A 21,230-nucleotide genomic window follows, 5' to 3' on the forward strand; every position below is an offset into this window, starting at 1 on the left:
CTGAAGTACATAAACGAAAGAAAAGAGTATTTTCAAAATGTAGATGAAGAAACGTATTATGTGATCCGGGAATTTTTGCATTCGGAGAGAATGTTGAAGGAAAATATAGAGTAAAGTCAGGGAAAGGAGACTGTGGATATGTGTAAGGCATTGGAAGATTTGTATAATGAAGGAATAGAGATTGGAATGGAGCGTGGAATGGAATGTGGCATGGAACTCGGCGTGGTAAAAGGCGTAGTGGAAACATTGTACGATTTTGGAATAGAGAAAGATGCTGCAATCCAAAGAGTAATGCAGAAATTCGAAATATCCAGAGAGCAGGCAGAAAAGGATGTGGAGAGTTATTGGAGATAGGTTGATTTGTTGGGATCTCTGTACTCGGAGAAAATATTGAAGGAAAATATAGGAAAGAATCAGAGGAAGTAGACTGTGGATATGTGTAAGGCATTGGAAGATTTGTATAATGAAGGAATAGAGATTGGAATGGAGCGTGGAATGACGCGTGGTATGGAATGTGGCATGGAACTCGGCGTGGTAAAAGGCGTAGTGGAAACATTGTACGATTTGGAAATAGAGAAAGATGTTGCAATCCAAAGAGTAATGCGGAAATTCGAAATCTCCAGAGAACAGGCGGAGAAGGATGTAGAGAGTTATTGGAGATAGATTGATATCTAAGTAAATATGAATGAAAAGAAAAGATGCGGAGGGCAAAAGCGTAGAAATTGCTCTCGGCATCTTTTTTTGATTTCGCTTATTCTTTGTCTACACTAAGAGCAATTTACGGTGAGTTTGTGTGGGTACAAAATACACGAAAAACATAAAAAAAGCGTCAAATTCTAGTACTTTAAGATGAGGATGTGAAAAATAGGTGAGTTATAATGAATAAGATTCTAATATTATGCGCTTACTAGGTGGTGAGTCCGATAAACCGGAATTATATGACTGACAATGAGAAGTGTGGAATTGAATAAAGAAAGATAGATTAATGAAAATAGTGTATTGCAGACAATATAAGGGAAGATTAGTGAAATGAAGAGTAAGGCCTGCATTTCCTATCATTTAATAGATCTTTTGACCAAAGGGGTGATAATTTTTTGATAAAGGAATCTAAAAGTTATATAAAGTGTTAGATTTCAAAAACTTATAAATAAAAAGGGAGGAAAAAGGATGAAACGTAAAGTAATGAGGAAATTGTTTTCTATGTTGCTGGTGCTGTGTATGGTGTTTTCAATATTACCAAGCAGTGCAATTGCGGCTGGTGAAGAAGACGCCGATGCGCAAAACGATGTGGATACTACCTACAGTAGTGATTATTCTATTCGAGCGCTGTTTGTAGATGCTGGCCGAAAATATTTCAGCGTGGATTGGTTTAAATCAATTATTGATGAAATGGCTTCAAACAATATGAATACGCTGTATATTAGCTTCTCCAATGATGAAGGTTTCCGCCTCTTGTTGGATGATATGAGTCTTTCATTTGATGATGGAAGTGGTAATACTGTAGAGTATGATCAAGAATTTATGGCTCATTTGGTCGAGAATCCACAAAATCTTTCGGATTCTGATTTTTTGAAGAAACAAAATGAAGGTGCTGTTGATGTTTGCCAGGGATTGAGCAATTGGGATTCTAGTGAATATTTAACGCAGACTGACATGAGAGAAATTGTAGGTTATGCACAGGCTTCTGGAATCAAGATTATTCCAGAATTAAACAGCCCGGGACATATGGGACAGATTTTGTGGTATTTCCCAACATATAGAAATGTTGGAACTTGGGGAATAGACAATGGACCTTCCTATGCGTTAAATCTTGAGAATAAGGAAGCTGTCAATTTTGCTACTGCATTAATAGAAAAATATGTAGATTTCTTTTTGGGTATTGGGTGCACCGATTTTTGTATTGGTGGCGATGAATTTGCTGCAAATGGAAGTAGTACAGAAACTATAGCAACGTACTTAAATAATTTGGCGTCTTATGTGAAAAGTAAGAATATGACTGCTTATGCCTGGAATGATGGACAGGCAGTAGGGAATGGGTTGAGTACAGATGTTGTTATTAATTGCTGGAATGGTGACCCGACGAGCATTTTAAATAATGGATATAAAGTGGTTAATTTTAATTCTAATGCACTTTATTATGTGCTGAAGAGTTATGAATGGAAACCAAATTTATCCGGCTGGACTCCGTTAACTTTTAATGGGGCGACTGTGGATGAAAATGAGAATATTCTGGGAGCCAGTCTTGCTATTTGGTGTGATGATGCTAATCGTGAAACTGCTGAGGAGATTAAGACAAATATTACGAGTTATTTTTCCGATTTTAGTGCAGCGCTTGCTAGTTCCGAGGAAGACAGTGATTTGCCTGCACCGACACAGGGGGCTGGTTATGAACTTGTGAATTTTGCATCACCTACGGTTTCTACGAATGCATCTAGTGGCTGGTATTATGATGGCGGTAATGTCATTGACGGAGATACTGGAACTTATGCATGGACCAATGGAGCACAGGATGTCGGGACTTATATTCGTGTAGATTTAGGAGAAGTTCAAACGGTCACTAGTATCACGGTGACTTCTCCGGCTGATGGAGATACTTGTACCAATGCTAATGTTCAGGTTTCTACTGATGGCACTACTTGGACGACAATCGGTACGCATAGCGGAAGTTCCTCTGAATCTGTTACAGATTCCTATAAAAAAGATGCAGGAAATATGCAGATTCGCTATATTCAGATTGTAATTACCGAAGCTAAAAATAATTGGTGGAAAGTTTCAGAGATATCTTGGGATCCTAAGGCGACGGATACAATTGAAGATGGAACATATATTATTGTTAATGGGACAAATCAAGCAATGAATACAAATGCCAGTGGCAGTGGGCTTGGTAATAGTACAGTAACCATTGAAAATTCAGTTGCAACTCCGGTGGATAGTACATATGAGTGGACATTTACTCAGCAAGACGATGGTACATATTATATTACTAATGCTTCTGGAGAGTATTTGTATATTAGTAATAATGGGGTTTCTGTCAGTTCAACACCACAGAATATAACAGCGACAATTTCTGGTGGAAAAGTACAGTTGTCTAATGGAAATAATGCGATTAATTATTATGCTTCTAATGGGCAAATTTTCTCAAGATGGAATTCGGGTACAAGTGATAGCAACAATATGCATACTTTGTATAAGAAAATTGAGAGTATAGGTGTTCTTGCAACGCGTTCTTTATATAATGCGATTATTGAAGCGCGTAGCTACAGCAATGATGACGGTAGATATGGAGCAGAAGAATTTAGTGCACTACAGACGGAACTGGAGTCTGCAATAAATGTTTATCTCAGCGCTTATGAAGAAAGTACAGAAACTACACAAGAGCAGATTGACGAAGCTGAAGTCTCTTTAAGAGCTGCGATCAATGCACTTATATTATCTGATACGACAAGCAGTTATATTGAAATTCCGATAGAAATTCTGGATTTCCGAGCAGATGGTGTTTTATTTGAGTATGACCAAAATGCAACAAATTTAGGAGCGTATGATTTGCTGAAACCATGGGCGTCTGCTTATGAAAATTTACTTCCGGGCACTCCGGCTTCACAGGAGGAATATGCAGATGACGATGTGTGGAGACGACAGGGACTGACAGAATCCACTTTGGTAGATGGAAATTTAGTATATACTCAGGCAACTGTTGAATATGTTGCGGCGCTGATTAATGCAGGATATTATTCTGATTTGACTGGAACAGAAGATTCCTGTGGTGATTGGAAACATTCCACTGTAATTAATTGGAATACCACTATTTCTGAAAAAGTTAATGCAGTTAAAAGCATACCGGGTAGCTGGACAGATACATTGGCAAAGACCAGTACAGGAACGAATGGCGGATATCTGAATTGGAGTAATATTGCCACGTCTACGGATCTTGCTTATTATTTATTGACTAACTTGTATCGCTCTACAACAGGTGATGGTAATGCAACCTATAATACACCGGTGTCAGATGTAAATAAGTTACGTATGTTGTATGATGAAAATACAGGTTTATACACAATTGATGCGCGTTATCAGACAGAAACAACAGGAAATTATCTTTACAATACTGATTTAACTACTGGTACCAGTAATAGTCCTGGTAAATTCGACCCAATCAACGGACTTGGTTATGAAGGCAGTGATTACGAATATGGGGACACAACTGATGCAGTAGATGGTGAGAACTTCCACTTTACAATGCATGCAAATGGTTCATTTGTATACTATGCTGATCAGAACCTATATTTTGAATTTGCTGGTGATGATGATGTTTATTTCTATATTAATGGAAAGCTGGCAATGGATATCGGTGGAGCTCATGGATCATGTGCTGACAAATTATATCTGAATGATGTGGCTGATGAACTTGGTCTGGTGGATGGTGGTATCTACAGCTTTGATATGTTTTATGCAGAGCGACATACAACAGCTTCTAACCTGCGATTTGCTACTAACATTCAGATTATGGATACAGAAGCTGTTACTACTAAAGGACAATATAATGCAGAAACAGGTAATTCTATAGATTATGGTGCTATTGTAGAAGCAGGAACAAACGTTGCATATAGCTTTAATGTTCTGAACCTTCGTTCTGTACCAATTAAAAATATCTCTTTTGTAGATGACACCTTGGGCAGTAAACTGTCAGGTAATTCGATTACGTTATATGATTCGGATAAGACGAATGGCGCGATAACGGTGATAAGTGATATTATTGTATACTATCATACCTATGATCGTCCGTCTCCGACTCAGGATGGCACGCTGAACAGCGATACGCCTGTGGAAAAAACGGTGGCAGAAATTACAGACATGATCGAGGCAGCCAATGGAGGTACAGAAAGTACCTCTTTGGAAAGAGGTTCTTATAAGGTCGCAATCAATTCAGAAGATGAATTGAAACAGTTACTCGTGTTGGGAGCACCGGTAGATACACAGCTTTGTGTATACGGTATTAAGAGAACGGTAATGGATACGGATACTCCTTATATTAATACAGTTAGCTCTAGAGCTTATTATACATCTAACGGCAAAAATATTGCTATTAATGGACGTGCGAATCAGAAGCTGACAGTATTGAACAGCTTTGCTTCGATTGAAAAAGAACAGATTGTAATTGATTATGGAAAAGCTATTAATATTGACATTGCTAATATTACAGATAACCTTACTGTAAGAAGTAGTGCCACAAGAAGTAGCGAAGTTGTTTATTCTTTCTATGGTGTTACAAAAAATGGTGCGCATACTAATGTACGTACCAATACTACTGGTATTCGTACAGAGTTGAATACAGAATTTACTCCTGCAAATGGTAATGGAACCTATCAACTTCTGGATAGTAGCGAGGATAATAAAGCAGATGTTATTCAGTTTCAGCTGACTAAGATGCTTTCTGAAGTGGAAAAAGTGTATGCGGTTTATGAAGTGAAGGATAGTGCATTAAGTGATTCTGATTATGTAACTTACTATATTCTGGTTGAGGTAGATATTATTCCAGCAACAAATGTTTACTATGAGACAGATTTTGCAGATAAAGTGTTTACATTTGCAACAACTGGTACAGACTGGAAAAAAGTAACGGTTGATGGAGATAATAATGCGGATGGACCGCAAGATGATGGAACTGTTGGACAGAATCAGTATGGTTATGATAGCAGTTATGCAGATGATAAATATCAATCAGATGACAGTAGCTGGAAAGTAATCGGTGCAGGTTCAACAAGTACAACTGTGAACTTTTCTTTTACGGGTACTGGCTTTGATATAATCAGCCGTACCGGACAAGATGAAGGATTTATCCGTGTATCTGTATACAGTGATGCAGAAAAAACTAATTTGGCAAAAAGGGTTACAGTACTTAACAAAAGTGAGAGTGATTTGACACTGTATCAGATTCCAGTTGTTTCTATTGAGAATCTGGATTACGGTACATATTATGTAGAGATTGGTGTTTCCGCACCAAATACTACATCAGAATATGAATCCTTGCAAAATAACGGTCAATTCCATTTTGATGCAATTCGGATCTATAATCCGATTAATGCATCAGCAAGTGCGGCAAATATGACACCAAACAGCGATGCTGGTATTGCTTATATGGCATATGTTGCAGATGGTGAAGCAGATCCTTCTATTAAAGAAGTTCGTTCAATGTTGATTGCAGCAAATACATTTGATGAAACAGCAGATGCAGAAGATACCGATTATGTAGAGGGAGTTTCCTTTGTCGATAAAAATCAAGAGGGTGTAAAACTTTCTGATTATAAAACCATTGGCCCCAATAATGAGGTTTATTTGACAGGGGATCAGGCAATCGGATTCAAAATTCAGGTAGATGGAACAACACTTCCTGCAAGCATTGACATTGGTGCAAAATCGGCTAATGGAGAAGCTGTAGTGTTACATGTAAGTGTTCTGGATGCAGATTTTGATGAAATTGTAGGTGCAGGAACTGGCAATGAAGGCATATCAATTTCTTCGTGTACAGCGCAATACTTTAATTTAATGGGCAGTCAAGGTGTGGCCAATGTGTTTGGCTCAAATAACTATGTTTATGTCGTTATTGATAATTTAGGTGATGGCGTTTTATCAATTACGGATCTAAAGATTGGGTCAGGTAATGAGACTGCTTCTGTACAGATTCTGTCTGATCAAGATGTAGTTGAACAGACAATCAATTATGTAGAAGGTTCCAATGCTCAGGTTGAAGAAGCAAATTATGATATTCTCAGTGCTGAATTTACAACAGAGACTGTGAAGCGAAATAAAGATGCAATTATAAAAGTAAAAACATCGGATGATGTGGAAACTTTGAAAGTTCAGAATTCAGCTGGTCGTGATGTAAGCATAAAGACATCGATTAAAGAAAATGGTGATGGAACAAAAGATTGGACAATTACCTTTAAAGCAACATCTCTTGGTACACAGAAATATACAGTTACGGGATATGGTGCAGATGGGACGGCTGGAGAATCAGCTACAGTTAGTATTAAAGTAACAGCACGGTAGAGAAAGGAGGAAACGGTGTAATGAAAAGAATATATCAAAAACCTATTCTTACAGTGGAATCCTTTCAGCTGGATGCGGCTATTGCAGCCAGTTGCTCCAGCCAGGGGTATCAGCCTCTGAATCATTATGATTATTCCGTATGCAATGACCATACGGATGGAGGTTACTTTTTCAATGCAGATCATTGTGATGTTGATTTGACACCAGATGATGGTGATGGAAGTGATACGCTGTGCTATCATGGACCTAGTATGACTGGTGGTGTAACATTTATTTATTCTTAATGAGTTGCTAATACGTATAAATGAGGCGGCTGCTGTGGATTCATGGCACCGCCTTTTTTGAAAGGGGAATAATGTATTACTATCGAATTGGAAACTTACAGTTCTGTTGGCGGAAAGATAATATATCTTTAAGTCAAGATGAATTTATGGAACGTTATTTAATATCAGAAAATGAGAGAGATACTTATGTTGATACAATAACATATGAGAGTAGGATTTTACAGTTAGAAGATTATCAGAAAAAATACCTTTTGCAGAAAAATGAAACATATGAATTATATGAAACAGACAAAGGGTGTCTGATCATTTATCATTGGGCAACGTGTCGATTTGGGTTTGGTTATTGGCTGGAGGAATTAGAACATGAGAATCATATTACCTGTTATTTTCATCCGAATATGGTAAATCAGACTCCACTTAGTGCAGTTCGGTTTTTTAGTTGTGCTGGAATGCATAGTAAATTTCTTCAGCATGGTGATTTTGTCCTTCATGCTTCTTATATTGACTGGAACGGAAAAGGAATAGTTTTTGCTGCACCTTCTGGTACAGGAAAGTCTACGCAGGCGAAATTATGGGAGAAATATGCAGGTGCAGAGATTATAAATGGTGATCGGGTTCTCTTAGGAGAGTGTGAGGGGAAGTGGTATGGCTATGGATATCCTTGCTGCGGATCTTCCACAGTTTGTATTAATCGTACACTTCCATTAGCAATGGTTGTGATTTTGGAGCAAGGTGCAGTAAATCAGGTGCTGCATCTTACTAAAAGTCAGAAGACTCGTGCATTAGTTACCGGCACACAGCTGTTTTTGTGGAATAAAGCAGAGATTAACCGTGCATTTGAGATTGTCGGGAAATTTGTGCAGAGTGTTCCTGTTGTGAAGTTAATTTGTCGTCCGGATAAAGATGCTGTGGATACATTAAAAAAATATTGGGAAGAAGGAATGTTGAATGAGAGTATCTGATTATTTACATCATAAAGCGTCCACCAATAAAATTCCTTTGAGTGGATGTTTTGAATTGTCTCCTATATGCAATTTTAGTTGTAAAATGTGTTATGTCCGGAAAACAGCAAGCCAAGTACAGGCAGAAGGAAAACAAATTAAACAATGGAATGAGTGGTTGGAATTAGCCAGAGAATGTAAAAAAGACGGAACATTATATTTACTACTGACTGGGGGAGAACCTTTTTTATATCCAAATTTTAAAGAATTGTATTCAAAACTTCATGAGATGGGCTTTATTCTTTCGATTAATTCTAACGGGACTTTGATAGATTATGAAACATTGGAGTGGCTAAAAAGAGCAGCTCCTGCACGAATAAATATTACTTTATATGGTGCATCTCCCGAGACTTATCAACGTATATGTGGACACGCAGATGGCTATGAAAAAGCAGTGTCTTCCATCTTAAAAATAAAAGAGACAGGAATTCCGGTAGTTATAAATGCCAGTATGATACCGGAAAATTCGGAGGATATGGAAGAAATTCTCGACTTTGGGAAAAAGCATAATATCAATGTTAGAATGTCAACATATATGTTTCCGCCTGTTCGAAGAGATTCTGAAAAGTGTGATTCTCGTTTTTCGGCAGAAACGGCTGCAGAAATGTATCTAAGAAAAATGCATTACCAATTTACTGAAAAGGAATGCCGGACTGTATTGCAAAGGCAGTTGGACAGTTATATGAAAAGAGAGAAAAAAGATGAAAGTTGGGGGCAATGTGAAGAATATATGAAATGTCGGGCTGGAAGAAGTTCTTTTTGGGTATCTTGGGATGGAACTATGAGCGCTTGTGGAATGACGCCGTTTCCAGTGCAGGTATCACCATTTCAAAAATCTTTTCATGATTGTTGGAAAGAACTGACAGATCAGGTGCGGAGCACGTCAGTATTGAAGAAATGTACAAGTTGTTCTTTAAAAGAAGTATGTAATCCATGTGTTGCCATGTTATATGCTGAGACTGGTGACGTGAATGAATGTGCTCCATATTTGAAAGAAATGGCAGAGAAAACCATTGAAAAAATAGTAAAAGGACAGAAAGAAGGGCTATACGTTGAGAAATAAAAGATGTTCAGGAAAAAAGAAAAATACATTGTGGAAAATAATTATTTTTTTGATCATATTTGTTATTTGCATATTTGTGCTTATTGGTGTACTTACGATTTTAAAAAATGGAAATATTAATGAGGAAGAGTCCGAGGACGAATCTGCAACATGTGAAACAGAAGAACGACAGGAAATGTCAATTGAACAAAGGGCGAATGCAGATTACGAAGAATGGCTTGCTGCCGGTATGGTAACTGCTCTTTCCATGCAATACCCAGATTTTAAAATAGATGGAATTTATTTAACAGGCAGAACTGAATTATCAAAAAAAGAAAATAGTAATGGAGTTTATGTGATATTTACAGCTGAAGGCACACAGGCAGCGGTTTATTCTGTTCCACTTTCTGAGGAACGAACGGAATCTGGTACAATAGACCTTTATACCAGAGATTTGGGATTTGCTACTTTTGATATGAAAGATCCAAATGCGATTAATAAAGAGAGCTATCAACAGATAGAAATGAATGAATTAGATGAATTAATTTCACAGTCGCTTTTGGTATCTCTGTACGAGCATTAGAGGAGAAAAAGTATGAAGCTTAAATATGAATTTTCCGTCCGCGAGATTGCGGGAGATTATGTATTGGTTCCTTTAGGAGAGGCGGCATTGAAGCTGTCCGGTATGATAACGACAAATGAAGTAGGAGCATTTTTGTGGGAGCAGCTTCAAGATGAAATATCAAAAGAAGAATTATTAAAAAGGCTTCTGGATGAATTTGAAACGGAACCAGGTGTGGCGCTAAATGATATAGAAGAATTCTTGGAACAGATGAGAAGGCTGGATGTACTGGAAGAATTCTCAGAATAAATTGTGTTTGTGGTAGGAGTAATTTCAGGCAGTCTACAGGAAAGAACATAAAAATTATTTAACAAAATCTAATACTTTAAGATGAGGATACGAAATCCAGCTGAGTTATAATAAATAAAATTCTAATATTATGCGATTATTAGGCGATGAGTCCGATAAAGCAGAGTGAGTGATTGAGCCTCGGAATTTTGTATTTAGAAGGCTTATGTATGAATTCCAGATGTGCTCCCTTTCAGGTAAACAGCAAAAAGACTGTTGATCTGGAAGGGAGTATTTTTAGGAATAAGATTTAGCCATTCATCGGTACTTTTTCGCAGAAAGGCAGATTGATATAGATGAAGAAATTAAGAGTTTTCAGCGTCATACTCCTACTGATTTCAACAGGAGCCTTTGTCGCGTTTCGAACATATTCAAAACATATCCAGGACAATACGCCACCGGTAGTGACCTGTGACAGCGAAGAACTGAGAGTATCAGTCACTGCCGCAAAAGAAGACCTGCTTGCCGGAGTGACTGCCAATGACAGTCGCTCCGGAGATGTGACGGATTCGGTTGTAGTGGAAAGTATGTCTGCATTTACAGAAGAAGGAACGCGGATCATTACTTATGCGGCGGTAGATGGCAGTATGAATGTCGGTAGATGCGAGCGGACTTTGGTGTACGAGGATTATGCTCCGCCGGTATTTCATATGAACAAACCGTTATGCTTTACCGTGGGACAGAGTATTGACATTCTGTCCTGCATATCGGCGCAGAGTGTGCTAGATGGGGACCTGACGTCCAATATCAAATACTCTCTGGAGAAAACCATCAATACGATGACTGCCGGAGAGTATCCGATCGAATTCCGTGTCATGGATAGTGGTGGAAATACGGTGTATCTGAAAACGCAGATCAGCATTTCCGATAAGAACTATGCGGGAATTGAAGTGAAATTAAAGGACTATCTGATCTATCTGTCCGTGGGAGAAGCATTTGATCCTGCTTTATATTATCAAGAGGCAGACAGAGAGGGAGAGTTATCCATCGAGTCGAATGTGAATACGTCACAGGCCGGAACTTATTATGTGGATTATGTAGTTGAAGGAACGATGAGCAGCGGCAAGAGCCGTCTGGTTGTGGTAGTACGATAGAAAGGTCAGAAATATGGAAAAGGAAATGCAGAAGAAACAGATGGAGGATATTTATAATATTTTCCGGGATGTGCTGAAAAATTGGTGGGTTGTACTGTTTATCGCGTTGTCAGCGGCCTTTCTTTCCTATATTGCATCGGCGGCTTCTTATAGTCCGACTTATACATCAAATACAACATTTGTGGTGTCTGCAAAGGGGGCAACCACCGGGGCTTATGCAAATGAAAGTCAGACACAGAAGCTGACGGATGTGTTTCAGGCGGTGCTGGACAGTCAGATATTGAAGAAAATGGTAGCGGATTCCCTGGAAATGGATTTGTTTCCGGGGACAGTCAGGATCGCAGTTGTACCGGAGACGAATCTTCTGACTGTTTCCGTGACTAGCTATTCACCGGAGATCTCGTTCCGGCTTCTGAATGGTATCTTAGAGCATTACCCGGAAGTGTCTAAAAACGTGCTTGGTGATGTGGTACTTGAGGTGTTTGAAGAACCGAATTTCCCGTCAAGACCGGATCAGGCATTTCAGGGAAGAGATGTGATGAAGAAAGGATTTCTGGTATCTGCGGCGCTGGTTGTTCTTCTTCTGGCGGTAATGTCCTATCGAAAGGACAACATCAAGAGTGTGGATGATGTGACGGACAAATTGGACACGACTGTATTTGGCACGCTGAATCACGAGCCGGCGTACCGGAACCTGAAAGCGCGCCTCAAGCGGCAGAAAAAGAAAATGCTGATTACGGAACCGGCAGTCAGCTTTGGATTTGTGGAAACAATTAAGAAAATGCGTACGAAACTGTTATATAAGAGCAGGCAGGAACAGAACAAGGTTCTTTTGGTTACAAGTACAGTTAATAAAGAAGGAAAAACGACCGTGGCAGCCAATCTTGCGCTGGCGATGGCGCAGCGGGGGATGAAGGTTCTTCTGATAGAAGGAGATCTTCGCAATACGGCTCTTGCAGGGGCTATGGGCATAGAAGTTCCGGAAGGAGCAGGGCTTGGAGCACAGCTCGTAACGGATCTCGAAAAACTGGTATTTCAGGTGGATGATAAATCGCTATATTTATTGGTAAATAATGTTCCGCACGCAAGAGCTACAGAGTTTCTAACATCGAGACGGTTCGGAGAGTTCCTGAATGAGATGAAAAATAAGATGGATTTTATTATTATTGACGGTCCGGCTGCAAAGGGCAGGGCTGATGCAGAAATCCTGGCGAGAAAAACCGATTTGTCTTTGCTGGTGGTAAAACAGAACTGCGCGAAGATTCCGTACATTAACGATACGATCGATATGCTGGAGAATTACGGAAATGGGCTGATCGGGTGCGTGTTAAATGATGTTCTGGTTGGTAATGCAGTAATAAGCTCCGGCTATGGTTATGGCTACGGATATGGATATGGATACGGCTATGGAAAATACCGTTATGGCAAATATTATGGATACGGAAAGTATCAATCTTATTATTATGACAGACGGCAGGAAGAGAATGAGTCTAAAACACAGAAAAAAGAGGAGACCAGATAAGCGATGGGGAATCAGGAAAATGAAAAAAGTCAGGAAATGGAATTGATCGATATCACCGGATTGCTGTCAGACTATTTTCGTATATTCCGGAAGATGTGGGCATGGGTTTTGATTCTTACGATATCAGGGTCTGGAATCTTCTACGCTCGTGCCAGAATGCAGTATCAGCCCAGATATACGGCTTCTGCAACATTTACAATCAATATACAGAGTGACCAGCAGGCGGGAGGAAATTCAGGATCGTCGAATTTCTTTGATAATTCTGCGGCAGAACAGATGGCGACGACATTTCCGTACATTCTGACCAGTGGAGTACTCAAACGTAAAGTGGCAAAGGATATGGGAACCGGCGTAGTGACCGGAAATATTGAAGCTTCCGTGGTTGAAAATACGAATCTTCTTACGATTTCTGTTACGGACGTGGATGCGGAGCGTGCCTATGTAACGCTTCAATCCGTGATTAAGAATTATCCGTCTGTGTCTGAAGTGATCGTGGGAAAGGTGAATATGGAAATGCTGGATGAGACCGGTATCCCGCCTAAGCCGGACAATCCGAGAGATTTTAAGCGCGGTGCCGTGAAAGGCGCGGCATTTGGAGTCCTGCTGGCGATGGCCTGGACGGCTCTTCTGGTTGTGACAAGAAGAACCGTGCGCAAAGAAGAGGATATTCACAAGTGGATGCACACGAGATGTCTGGGAGCAGTTCCGGAAATCCATGAAAAGCGGCGAACAAGATCCAGCCAGATGAGGAAAGTTCTGACGGATCCGAAAATAGATGAGAAGTTCCTGGAATCGTTTCGAATGATCCGAAATAAAGTAGAATATAGTGCACATACCTATCATATGAAAACCTTTTTGATTACGAGCGCCCTTGCCGGAGAAGGGAAAAGTACCGTTGCGGTAAATCTGGCATTGTCGCTTGCGCAGGCAGGGAAAAAGGTTGTGCTAATCGATTGTGACTTGAGGCATCCCACGGATCGCAAAATCCTGAATCTGGATCCGGGAGATGGATTGGCAGAGATCCTTGAGAAGAAAGTGAAAATGTCTGAGTGCCTGATTGGAAGTACAGAATTGGGACTTCCTTCTGATGTAGAGCTTTTATTTCTTCCGGGTGGAAGTACGATGAAAGATGGCTCTGAGTTCCTTGGAACGGAACTTATGAAACGTATCATCGAAAAGATGGAGGAATGGGCAGATTATGTGATCCTGGACAGTGCACCGGCCGGACTTCTGACCGATGCGGTTGTTCTGGCACAGTATGCAGACGGAGCGATCTTTGTTGTAAGGAAAGATTTTGCGAGGGTGGATTACATTATGGATGGAATGGAACATCTGGCAGAGAGCCGGATTCAGATTATCGGTGGAATATTGAATGGGGCATAATCGTTTCCTTTTTCGTAAAAAATGGGAAAAACAGGGGATATAGAATAAAAAATCATAAAAAGGTGGAACAAATCTAATACTTTAAGATGAGGTTATTAAAATCAGGTGGGTTATAATAAAGAGAATCCTAATATTTGAGGTTACCAGGCCCTAAGAAGGCATATATATTATGGATGGAATGAAAAATATGAGACGAAACGGTCAGAAAATTTTTCTCGTACTGGCACTCATCTTGGTGATAGGACTTGCTGTGAGCATATACGTATCCTATAATTGCCTGACAATCAGGGAATATACATATTCTACAGAAAAAGTATCACAGGGACTGACTTTGGTGGTGCTGTCGGATCTTCATGGACATGAATTTGGAAAAGGAAATGAGGAGCTGGCGAGGAAAGTCGCACAGCAAGAACCGGACATCATCCTGCTGGATGGTGATTTCCTGAATGAAGATTCGAAGGATGACTCTGTAGTGACAGAACTGATACGTACACTTCATGAGATTTCCCCGATATATTATGCGCTGGGAAATCATGAGATAACGTACATGACAAACGGACATCCTGATCTGGTTCAGAAGATTGATGAGGCTGGAGCTACGTGTCTGGAATTGAAATATGTGGATATTGAGATAAAAGGACAGACACTCCGGATTGGTGGGATGTATGGCTATGCCTTTGGGCTGGACGGCGAAGATTCGGCAGAGGCGATCGATGCAGAAGCCGGTTCGTTTTTGAAAGAGTATCAGGATACAGACTGTTTGAAGATTATGATGTCGCACAGACCAGACAGTTTTATATTTGGAAATGCATCTTCTGTATGGAAGGTGAATCTTGTAGTCAGCGGCCATGACCATGGAGGACAGGTGGTTCTGCCTGTGCTGGGGGGAGTATTTGGCGGAGATCAGGGATATTTTCCTGAATATATCCATGGTATGTATCAAAAAGATCAGATGCATATCTTTGTAAGTAGCGGACTCGGAAGTTATGGAGAAATACTGCCAAGGATCAATAATGTTCCGGAGATTGCGGTGATTCATATACAGAGTAAATGATAATGTGAAATCATGCCAATAGACATACTTTGTGACAAAGGCCGATTAAACATATTCAGTATCAGAAGGAAGGTTTGATATGGAAGAGTATGTAGAGAAGAAATATTGTATTAAGCCAGGATATATTCTTCGAGAAATTGCCGGGGAATATGTGATTGTTCCGGTGGATGAAGAATGTATGATTTCGAATGCGGTCATGTCACCAAATGATTCGGCTGTGTTCTTCTGGAAGGTATTCCAGACTCCTCATACCAAAGAGGATGCAGTTAGGAAAGGAATGCAAGAATATGACGTGGAGGAAGAAGTGATTCGGAAATCTACAGATCGTTTTGTGGAAGAGTCTTTAAAGTATAGGATTTTAGAGGAGGTTGTTTGATATGAAAAAAGAATGGATTGAGCCGGAAATTTTAGTACAGGAATTTACGGCGAATGAATATGTAGCTGCATGTGTCACTGGAACAATTCAGTGCGTATATCCAGGTACAAAGAAAGCAAAAGGTGATAATGGAGTATATGACGATTACAATGGGAAAGAGAGCGGATGGTATACAGATGGGGATGGAATGCAGCATGGAATATGTGGCTTTAACGCAACAATTTCTTTTAATGGCGACACGGCCAGTGGATTCGAAGCTATAAAAGGAGTAACTCAAACGGATCGCCCGATATATAATATTTATGGGTATCAACAGGCAGAGGGTACTTATTATGTTACCTGGACAAGTAAAGATACTAATGCAGATAAGGAATATCATCATAAGGGGAGACTGATTGTTACCAATGTTGATAATACCCGTCCGAATCATTCATAACTATAATGTAACCTTACAGGGACTGTTGTTGATTGTTTTAGCAGCAGCCTCCTTTTTAATTTTAGGAAGTTTTTATGGATAATAGTACACTTGAAAAATATTTGATTGAGAATGCGAAGAAGCAGAATGTCCCCATCAACGGGAGCCTGGAACTTCTTCCCCTTTGCAATATGAACTGTGATATGTGTTATGTCCGGCTCAGCCGTTCGGAAATGGAGCGGAAAGGTCGGCTGCGTACCCCAGAAGAATGGATTGGTATTTGTAGACAAATGCAAAAAAGTGGTGTGTTATTCCTTCAACTTACCGGGGGAGAGCCGCTTCTTTATCCGGGGTTTCAAAAAGTCTACTTGGCTTTGAAACAGATGGGAATCATTCCTACACTCAACACAAACGGAACGTTGCTTGATGAAGCATGGGCAGATTTCTTTGCACAGCATAAGCCACGACGGATTAATATCACACTGTATGGATCCTGTGAGGATACATACGAGAGATTGTGCCATTATAGTAAAGGTTTTGAACAAACAATTCGCTCGATAGAATTGCTCAAAGAGCGCAATATTGATGTCAAGATCAATGGGAGTCTTGTAAATGCAAACCAGGGAGAAGTCAAGAAACTACTTGATATTGCATACCAGCTGGATACACCAATTAATATTGACACGTATATGTACCCTGCGACAAGAGAACGTGGCAAAATATATGATTTTCATTCCAGATTGACACCCATGGAGGCTGCTCGGTCACGAATAATGATACAAAAATATGCTCAATCTGAAACTGAATTTCGGGAATCTGCAAAACAGTTCCTTTCTAAAGCGAAGCATCCAATGCCTGCCACAGAGGATAGAGACCAAATGAAATGCCTGGCAGGGAGGAGTTCTTTTGCCATTAACTGGCAGGGAAAAATGCAGCCCTGCGTCATGCTTAAGACACCATCTGCTTCTGTTTTTGATCAAAGTTTTGATGATGCATGGAGAACGATTTCTGATGGGGTAAAGAATATTTGCTTGAGTCATATATGTACGGGATGCTCCAAGCGGGATGTATGTCAGACATGTGCGGCATGTGCCTTGTATGAAAGTGGAAGTTTTGGGGGTGTACCGGAGTATATGTGCCGATATACGGAGCAAACTTTAGAATGTTTAAAGGAAGAGCTAGATTATGAATAAAGCAAAGCTATTTCAAGTTGGTGATTTCTGTTTCTCTCTTTCTTATCCTACAGAGATTATCCCTCCAGACAATTTTATGACTTTTGCGGTATCTCAAGGTAAAGCGTCCTATTTTTATACCATTTCCTTTTCTTGTTCGATTCAAAGACCGGACAAATCTGCAATTGCCAATCGGGAGGATATCGTGATTTACTCTAGTCAAGAATTTGAATGGCGATTGATAGGTGCGAAAGGCAGAAAAGGGTTTTATGCCTTATACCGAGAGAATGGGGTTAATTGCGCGAAAATCCAGTTATCCGAAAAGAAGATTCAGGATATACATTTTGATACTGTATTTACTTCCCTGTTTGCTTTAGAACGGCACATGATAAAACGAGACAGCCTGATTCTTCATTGTGCCTATACAGTATACAAAGGAAAAGCCATTCTGTTTTCCGCTCCTTCCGGAATCGGTAAATCCACGCAGGCAGAATTGTGGAAGCGATACCGGGGCAGCAGAATTGTCAATGGAGACCGTGCGCTTTTAAGAAAAATAGACGGAGTATGGTCAGCCTGTGGCTGGCCTGTCTGTGGTTCATCAGACATCTGTGAAGCAGAAGATACGCCTCTCTATACGATTGTGATGCTGAGACAGGGGGAGACCAATCATATAGAACGGCTTTCTCCCGTTCAGGCATTTACAAAGCTCTATGCGCAGATCACGATCAACCAGTGGAACCCTGCATTTGTGCAGCGTGCAATGGAACTGATTGAAGATCTGATCGGTCAGATTCCGGTTTATCAGCTTACCTGCAATATGACAGAGGATGCTGTCCAATGTCTGGAACAGGCTATTTTTCCGGAAACAAATACTGTGGAGGATGATATAGACCTATGAGAAGGGTAGACACACAAGAATATCTAACCATACTAAAAGACCTCGTGCAGCAAGGCAAAGAGGTAAGCCTTCTGGTTTCCGGAAACAGTATGTCCCCGTTTCTGATCCATGAAAGAGATTACGTATACTTCCGGAAGCCCAATCGCCCCTTAAAGCCCGGCGATATCGTATTTTTCCAGAGAAAAACCGGTCAGTACATCATGCACCGTATCTGGAAAGTGAAGCCGGAGGGTCTCTATATCGTGGGAGATGCGCAGACGGTAATCGAAGGTCCGGTAGCGGAAGCGCAGGTGTTTGCGGTTATTACCAGAGTTCAGAGAAAAGGGAAATGGATCTCGCCCGGGGACTTCTGGTGGGAATTTTTTGAACATGTGTGGATCCATATCATACCATTGCGGCATGTGATGATGCGGCTATATGCCGGTATCCGAAGGCAGGGCAGTTGTGACGGAGGACTATAGACTATAATGGAAGAGAATCAAACTAATAAGGGAATCTCGTTTGAGTCGCTGGACATTCTGATAGGAAGATGGAAAGACGGGACCTTTTCCGAGATTATTGACGACTGGAAATGGATTTTCTCTTACAGTAAAAAATACAAGGGAGCGATCGTGTTCTATACGCTGCTCGGCATTTTCAGCACCTCGATGGGGCTGGTGAGCAGTGTGGCGAGTAAATATATGATCGACATCATTACAGGGTACCAGACCGATAAGCTGTGGATCATGATTGTGATTACCGTGGGAAGTGCCATTTTCAGCCTGGCTTTTTCGAATATAATTAACAGGATTTCCACGAAGCTCAGTATCTATATTAATAACGATATTCAGGCAGATATCTTCGATAAAATCATCGATGCAGACTGGCTTGAGATTAACAAGTACAGTAACGGAGATGTGCTGAACCGTTTTAACAGTGATGTGAGTACGGTGAGTGGAAATGCAATTAGCTGGCTGCCGTCTATCGTAATTGCAATTTATAATTTTGTGGCTACATTCATTGTGATCTGGCATTACGACAAAATCATGTCTCTTCTGGCATTCGCGAGTGCACCGGTCATGCTTCTGATGTCAAAATTCCTGATAAAGAAGCAGCGGGAGTATGCAAAAAAGGTCAAAGAGATGAGCAGTCAGTTGATGACCTTTGAAGTGGAGACGTTCTACAATTTTGATACGATCAAATCTTTCGGGATTTCTAATTTATATGGGAAAAAGATGCGGATGTGGCAAAGCAGGTTTAAAGATGTCAGCCTGGAATATAATATGTTTTCAATCAAGACGGGAATCTTCATGTCGATTATGGGGATGATCGTCCAGTATGCAGCGTTCGGGTACTGCTTGTTCCGGTTATGGACCCATGATATTACCTATGGTACGATGACGCTGTTTTTGCAGCAGAGGGGGAACCTGAATTCTGCATTTAACAGTGTGATCTCGATTATTCCGGCATTTTTGAACAGCTCGATTTCCGCACACCGTATCCGGGAACTGGCACAGCTTCCGAAAGAAGTTCATATTCCGGAGAGTAATGAACTGGATCGCTTAGCGGAAGCAGGATTTGAAGTGCGGATGAGAGATGTGGATTTCTCTTATGTGGAAGGGACCAGAGTGATTACAGACTCTTCCTTTCACGCCCATCCGGGAGAGATCGTTGCCTTAGTAGGCCCATCCGGAGAGGGAAAGACGACAATGATCCGTCTGATCCTGGGACTGATCCGGCCGGAGAAGGGACAGGCTGTGATGATCGGAGCGGATGGCCGGGAGGTGGCGATGAATGCAGAGACGAGGCATTTATTTGCCTACGTGCCGCAAGGAAATACGATTCTTTCCGGTACGATTGCCGAGAATATGCGGATGGTCAAAGAAGATGCGACGGATGAGGAGATCATTGAGGCGTTAAAAGTGTCCTGTGCCTGGGATTTTGTGGAGAAGATGCCGGATACGATCCATAGTAAAATCGGAGAGAGAGGACGGGGATTTTCAGAGGGGCAGGCACAGAGAATCGCAATCGCAAGAGCGGTTCTTCGCGATGCGCCGATTCTGCTTCTGGACGAGGCAACATCCGCATTGGATGTGACGACAGAACGCCGGGTGCTGCGGAATATTATCAGTCAGAAGCCCAATAAAACCTGCATCGTCACAACGCACAGGCCGAGTGTGCTGAATATGTGCCAGAGAGTGTACCGGGTTATGGAGACGAAGGTCACGGAGCTTTCGGAAGAAGAGGCCGGTAAGATGGCGATTGATTTTTAAGGAGTAAAGGATGAGAAGATGATAGATATACATAGTCATATTTTGCCGGGGATCGATGATGGTGCGGAGGATATGTATGAAACACTTGAGATGGCGAAAATGGCGGTGGAAAGTGGAGTGACGGCGATGGTGGCGACACCGCATTGCAATCTTCCGGGACTTTATGATAATTATTTCAGCGATGCCTATGTCAGGCTGTATCAGGATTGTGTCAGAGCTTTAAAGGAAGAGCGGATTCCCTTAACACTCTATCCGGGAGTGGAAGTTTATGCCACGCACGATCTGCCGGAGATGATTGTGGATCATAAGGTCATGCCGCTTAATCAGAGCCGATACATATTGATGGAATTCGCTTTCGATGAGGATCCTGATTTCGCATCGCTTCTTCTGCAACGGGTAAGCGCGGTTGGAGCAAGGCCGGTCATTGCGCATGCAGAAAGGTATGAATTTATACAGGATTATCCGCAAATTGCCTATCAGTGGCGCAAAAGAGGATACATTATACAGGTTAACAAAGGAAGTATCCTCGGGAGATTTGGAAGAAATGCGCTAAGATGTGCGCAGCAGATGCTTTCCCACAATCTTGTGTCCGTGGTGGCAAGTGATGCCCACAGCCCGTTTCGGAGAACGCCATATCTTCAGGATGCGTACGAGGTGGTCTGTGAGCAGTATTCGAAGAAGATAGCGGATCTGTTGTTTCAGCATAATCCCGCAAGGATCTGCAAGAATCAGCCGATCCTGAGACTGGAGCCGATCCCGTTCTCTGATTATGAAGTGTAG

General features: G+C 41.1%; 19 protein-coding genes. All 19 read left to right on the forward strand.

The features are described 5' to 3' along the window. Positions 1 to 138 precede the first annotated feature (138 nt). The 19 genes from ACTNBF_RS12365 (at position 139) to ACTNBF_RS12455 (ending at position 21,230) form a co-directional block, all read left to right on the forward strand. Positions 139 to 354, forward strand: a complete 216-nt coding sequence (locus ACTNBF_RS12365; RefSeq protein ID WP_441089368.1) for a hypothetical protein — start codon at positions 139 to 141, stop codon at positions 352 to 354. Between the two features lie 75 nt (positions 355 to 429). Then, positions 430 to 663, forward strand: a complete 234-nt coding sequence (locus ACTNBF_RS12370) for a hypothetical protein (RefSeq protein ID WP_441089369.1) — start codon at positions 430 to 432, stop codon at positions 661 to 663. Positions 664 to 1,167: 504 nt separating this feature from the next. Continuing rightward, a complete protein-coding gene (locus ACTNBF_RS12375) occupies positions 1,168 to 7,047 on the forward strand; it encodes a family 20 glycosylhydrolase (RefSeq protein WP_441089370.1) in 5,880 nt (1,959 codons plus the stop codon). A 20-nt stretch (positions 7,048 to 7,067) separates the two neighbouring features. Then, positions 7,068 to 7,331, forward strand: a complete 264-nt coding sequence (locus ACTNBF_RS12380; RefSeq protein ID WP_441089371.1) for a hypothetical protein — start codon at positions 7,068 to 7,070, stop codon at positions 7,329 to 7,331. Between the two features lie 71 nt (positions 7,332 to 7,402). Next, a complete protein-coding gene (locus ACTNBF_RS12385) occupies positions 7,403 to 8,293 on the forward strand; it encodes a hypothetical protein (RefSeq protein WP_441089372.1) in 891 nt (296 codons plus the stop codon). Next, positions 8,280 to 9,395 (forward strand): radical SAM/SPASM domain-containing protein, encoded by a 1,116-nt coding sequence (locus tag ACTNBF_RS12390; RefSeq protein WP_441089373.1) that lies wholly within the window; start codon positions 8,280 to 8,282, stop codon positions 9,393 to 9,395. The genes ACTNBF_RS12385 and ACTNBF_RS12390 overlap by 14 nt, the downstream gene beginning before the upstream one ends. After that, complete coding sequence (locus ACTNBF_RS12395; RefSeq protein WP_441089374.1) at positions 9,385 to 9,957, forward strand: hypothetical protein; 573 nt, start codon at positions 9,385 to 9,387, stop codon at positions 9,955 to 9,957. The genes ACTNBF_RS12390 and ACTNBF_RS12395 overlap by 11 nt, the downstream gene beginning before the upstream one ends. Before the next feature lie 12 nt (positions 9,958 to 9,969). Continuing rightward, complete coding sequence (locus tag ACTNBF_RS12400) at positions 9,970 to 10,245, forward strand: PqqD family protein (RefSeq protein WP_441089375.1); 276 nt, start codon at positions 9,970 to 9,972, stop codon at positions 10,243 to 10,245. Positions 10,246 to 10,580: 335 nt separating this feature from the next. Continuing rightward, positions 10,581 to 11,378: a hypothetical protein gene (locus ACTNBF_RS12405; protein WP_441089376.1), complete on the forward strand. Its 798-nt coding sequence runs from the start codon at positions 10,581 to 10,583 to the stop codon at positions 11,376 to 11,378. A 13-nt stretch (positions 11,379 to 11,391) separates the two neighbouring features. Then, the gene (locus tag ACTNBF_RS12410; protein WP_441089377.1) at positions 11,392 to 12,900 is read left to right on the forward strand and encodes a polysaccharide biosynthesis tyrosine autokinase; all 1,509 of its coding nucleotides are present in this window, start codon (positions 11,392 to 11,394) and stop codon (positions 12,898 to 12,900) included. Between the two features lie 3 nt (positions 12,901 to 12,903). Further along, a complete protein-coding gene (locus ACTNBF_RS12415) occupies positions 12,904 to 14,283 on the forward strand; it encodes a polysaccharide biosynthesis tyrosine autokinase (protein ID WP_441089378.1) in 1,380 nt (459 codons plus the stop codon). A 169-nt stretch (positions 14,284 to 14,452) separates the two neighbouring features. Then, positions 14,453 to 15,337: a metallophosphoesterase gene (locus ACTNBF_RS12420; RefSeq protein WP_441089379.1), complete on the forward strand. Its 885-nt coding sequence runs from the start codon at positions 14,453 to 14,455 to the stop codon at positions 15,335 to 15,337. 79 nt (positions 15,338 to 15,416) lie between these two features. Beyond that, positions 15,417 to 15,713, forward strand: a complete 297-nt coding sequence (locus ACTNBF_RS12425) for a PqqD family protein (RefSeq protein ID WP_427820112.1) — start codon at positions 15,417 to 15,419, stop codon at positions 15,711 to 15,713. A gap of 1 nt (position 15,714) precedes the next feature. Continuing rightward, a complete protein-coding gene (locus ACTNBF_RS12430; RefSeq protein WP_441089380.1) occupies positions 15,715 to 16,149 on the forward strand; it encodes a hypothetical protein in 435 nt (144 codons plus the stop codon). A 74-nt stretch (positions 16,150 to 16,223) separates the two neighbouring features. After that, a complete protein-coding gene (locus ACTNBF_RS12435) occupies positions 16,224 to 17,321 on the forward strand; it encodes a radical SAM protein (RefSeq protein WP_291816738.1) in 1,098 nt (365 codons plus the stop codon). Then, entirely contained in the window at positions 17,314 to 18,198 is an 885-nt protein-coding gene (locus ACTNBF_RS12440; RefSeq protein ID WP_441089381.1) for a hypothetical protein, read from the forward strand. The genes ACTNBF_RS12435 and ACTNBF_RS12440 overlap by 8 nt, the downstream gene beginning before the upstream one ends. Further along, complete coding sequence (locus tag ACTNBF_RS12445; protein WP_441089382.1) at positions 18,195 to 18,659, forward strand: S24/S26 family peptidase; 465 nt, start codon at positions 18,195 to 18,197, stop codon at positions 18,657 to 18,659. Before ACTNBF_RS12440 ends, ACTNBF_RS12445 begins: the two co-directional genes overlap by 4 nt. Before the next feature lie 6 nt (positions 18,660 to 18,665). Next, positions 18,666 to 20,450 (forward strand): ABC transporter ATP-binding protein, encoded by a 1,785-nt coding sequence (locus ACTNBF_RS12450; protein WP_441089383.1) that lies wholly within the window; start codon positions 18,666 to 18,668, stop codon positions 20,448 to 20,450. Between the two features lie 18 nt (positions 20,451 to 20,468). Next, complete coding sequence (locus ACTNBF_RS12455; protein ID WP_441089384.1) at positions 20,469 to 21,230, forward strand: tyrosine-protein phosphatase; 762 nt, start codon at positions 20,469 to 20,471, stop codon at positions 21,228 to 21,230.

The sequence above is a fragment of the Bariatricus sp. HCP28S3_A4 genome, from assembly GCF_052066395.1.
Lineage (GTDB): Bacteria > Bacillota > Clostridia > Lachnospirales > Lachnospiraceae > Allocoprococcus.

Bases quoted from the DNA above. Each gene is read 5' to 3' on its own strand.
- ACTNBF_RS12450 (WP_441089383.1), top strand. From the start codon at position 18,666: ATGGAAGAGAATCAAACTAATAAGGGAATCTCGTTTGAGTCGCTGGAC.
- ACTNBF_RS12425 (WP_427820112.1), top strand. From the start codon at position 15,417: ATGGAAGAGTATGTAGAGAAGAAATATTGTATTAAGCCAGGATATATT.
- ACTNBF_RS12440 (WP_441089381.1), top strand. From the start codon at position 17,314: ATGAATAAAGCAAAGCTATTTCAAGTTGGTGATTTCTGTTTCTCTCTT.
- ACTNBF_RS12435 (WP_291816738.1), top strand. From the start codon at position 16,224: ATGGATAATAGTACACTTGAAAAATATTTGATTGAGAATGCGAAGAAG.
- ACTNBF_RS12455 (WP_441089384.1), top strand. From the start codon at position 20,469: ATGATAGATATACATAGTCATATTTTGCCGGGGATCGATGATGGTGCG.
- ACTNBF_RS12420 (WP_441089379.1), top strand. From the start codon at position 14,453: ATGGATGGAATGAAAAATATGAGACGAAACGGTCAGAAAATTTTTCTC.
- ACTNBF_RS12375 (WP_441089370.1), top strand. From the start codon at position 1,168: ATGAAACGTAAAGTAATGAGGAAATTGTTTTCTATGTTGCTGGTGCTG.
- ACTNBF_RS12430 (WP_441089380.1), top strand. From the start codon at position 15,715: ATGAAAAAAGAATGGATTGAGCCGGAAATTTTAGTACAGGAATTTACG.
- ACTNBF_RS12405 (WP_441089376.1), top strand. From the start codon at position 10,581: ATGAAGAAATTAAGAGTTTTCAGCGTCATACTCCTACTGATTTCAACA.
- ACTNBF_RS12415 (WP_441089378.1), top strand. From the start codon at position 12,904: ATGGGGAATCAGGAAAATGAAAAAAGTCAGGAAATGGAATTGATCGAT.
- ACTNBF_RS12380 (WP_441089371.1), top strand. From the start codon at position 7,068: ATGAAAAGAATATATCAAAAACCTATTCTTACAGTGGAATCCTTTCAG.
- ACTNBF_RS12410 (WP_441089377.1), top strand. From the start codon at position 11,392: ATGGAAAAGGAAATGCAGAAGAAACAGATGGAGGATATTTATAATATT.
- ACTNBF_RS12400 (WP_441089375.1), top strand. From the start codon at position 9,970: ATGAAGCTTAAATATGAATTTTCCGTCCGCGAGATTGCGGGAGATTAT.
- ACTNBF_RS12365 (WP_441089368.1), top strand. From the start codon at position 139: ATGTGTAAGGCATTGGAAGATTTGTATAATGAAGGAATAGAGATTGGA.
- ACTNBF_RS12385 (WP_441089372.1), top strand. From the start codon at position 7,403: ATGTATTACTATCGAATTGGAAACTTACAGTTCTGTTGGCGGAAAGAT.
- ACTNBF_RS12445 (WP_441089382.1), top strand. From the start codon at position 18,195: ATGAGAAGGGTAGACACACAAGAATATCTAACCATACTAAAAGACCTC.
- ACTNBF_RS12390 (WP_441089373.1), top strand. From the start codon at position 8,280: ATGAGAGTATCTGATTATTTACATCATAAAGCGTCCACCAATAAAATT.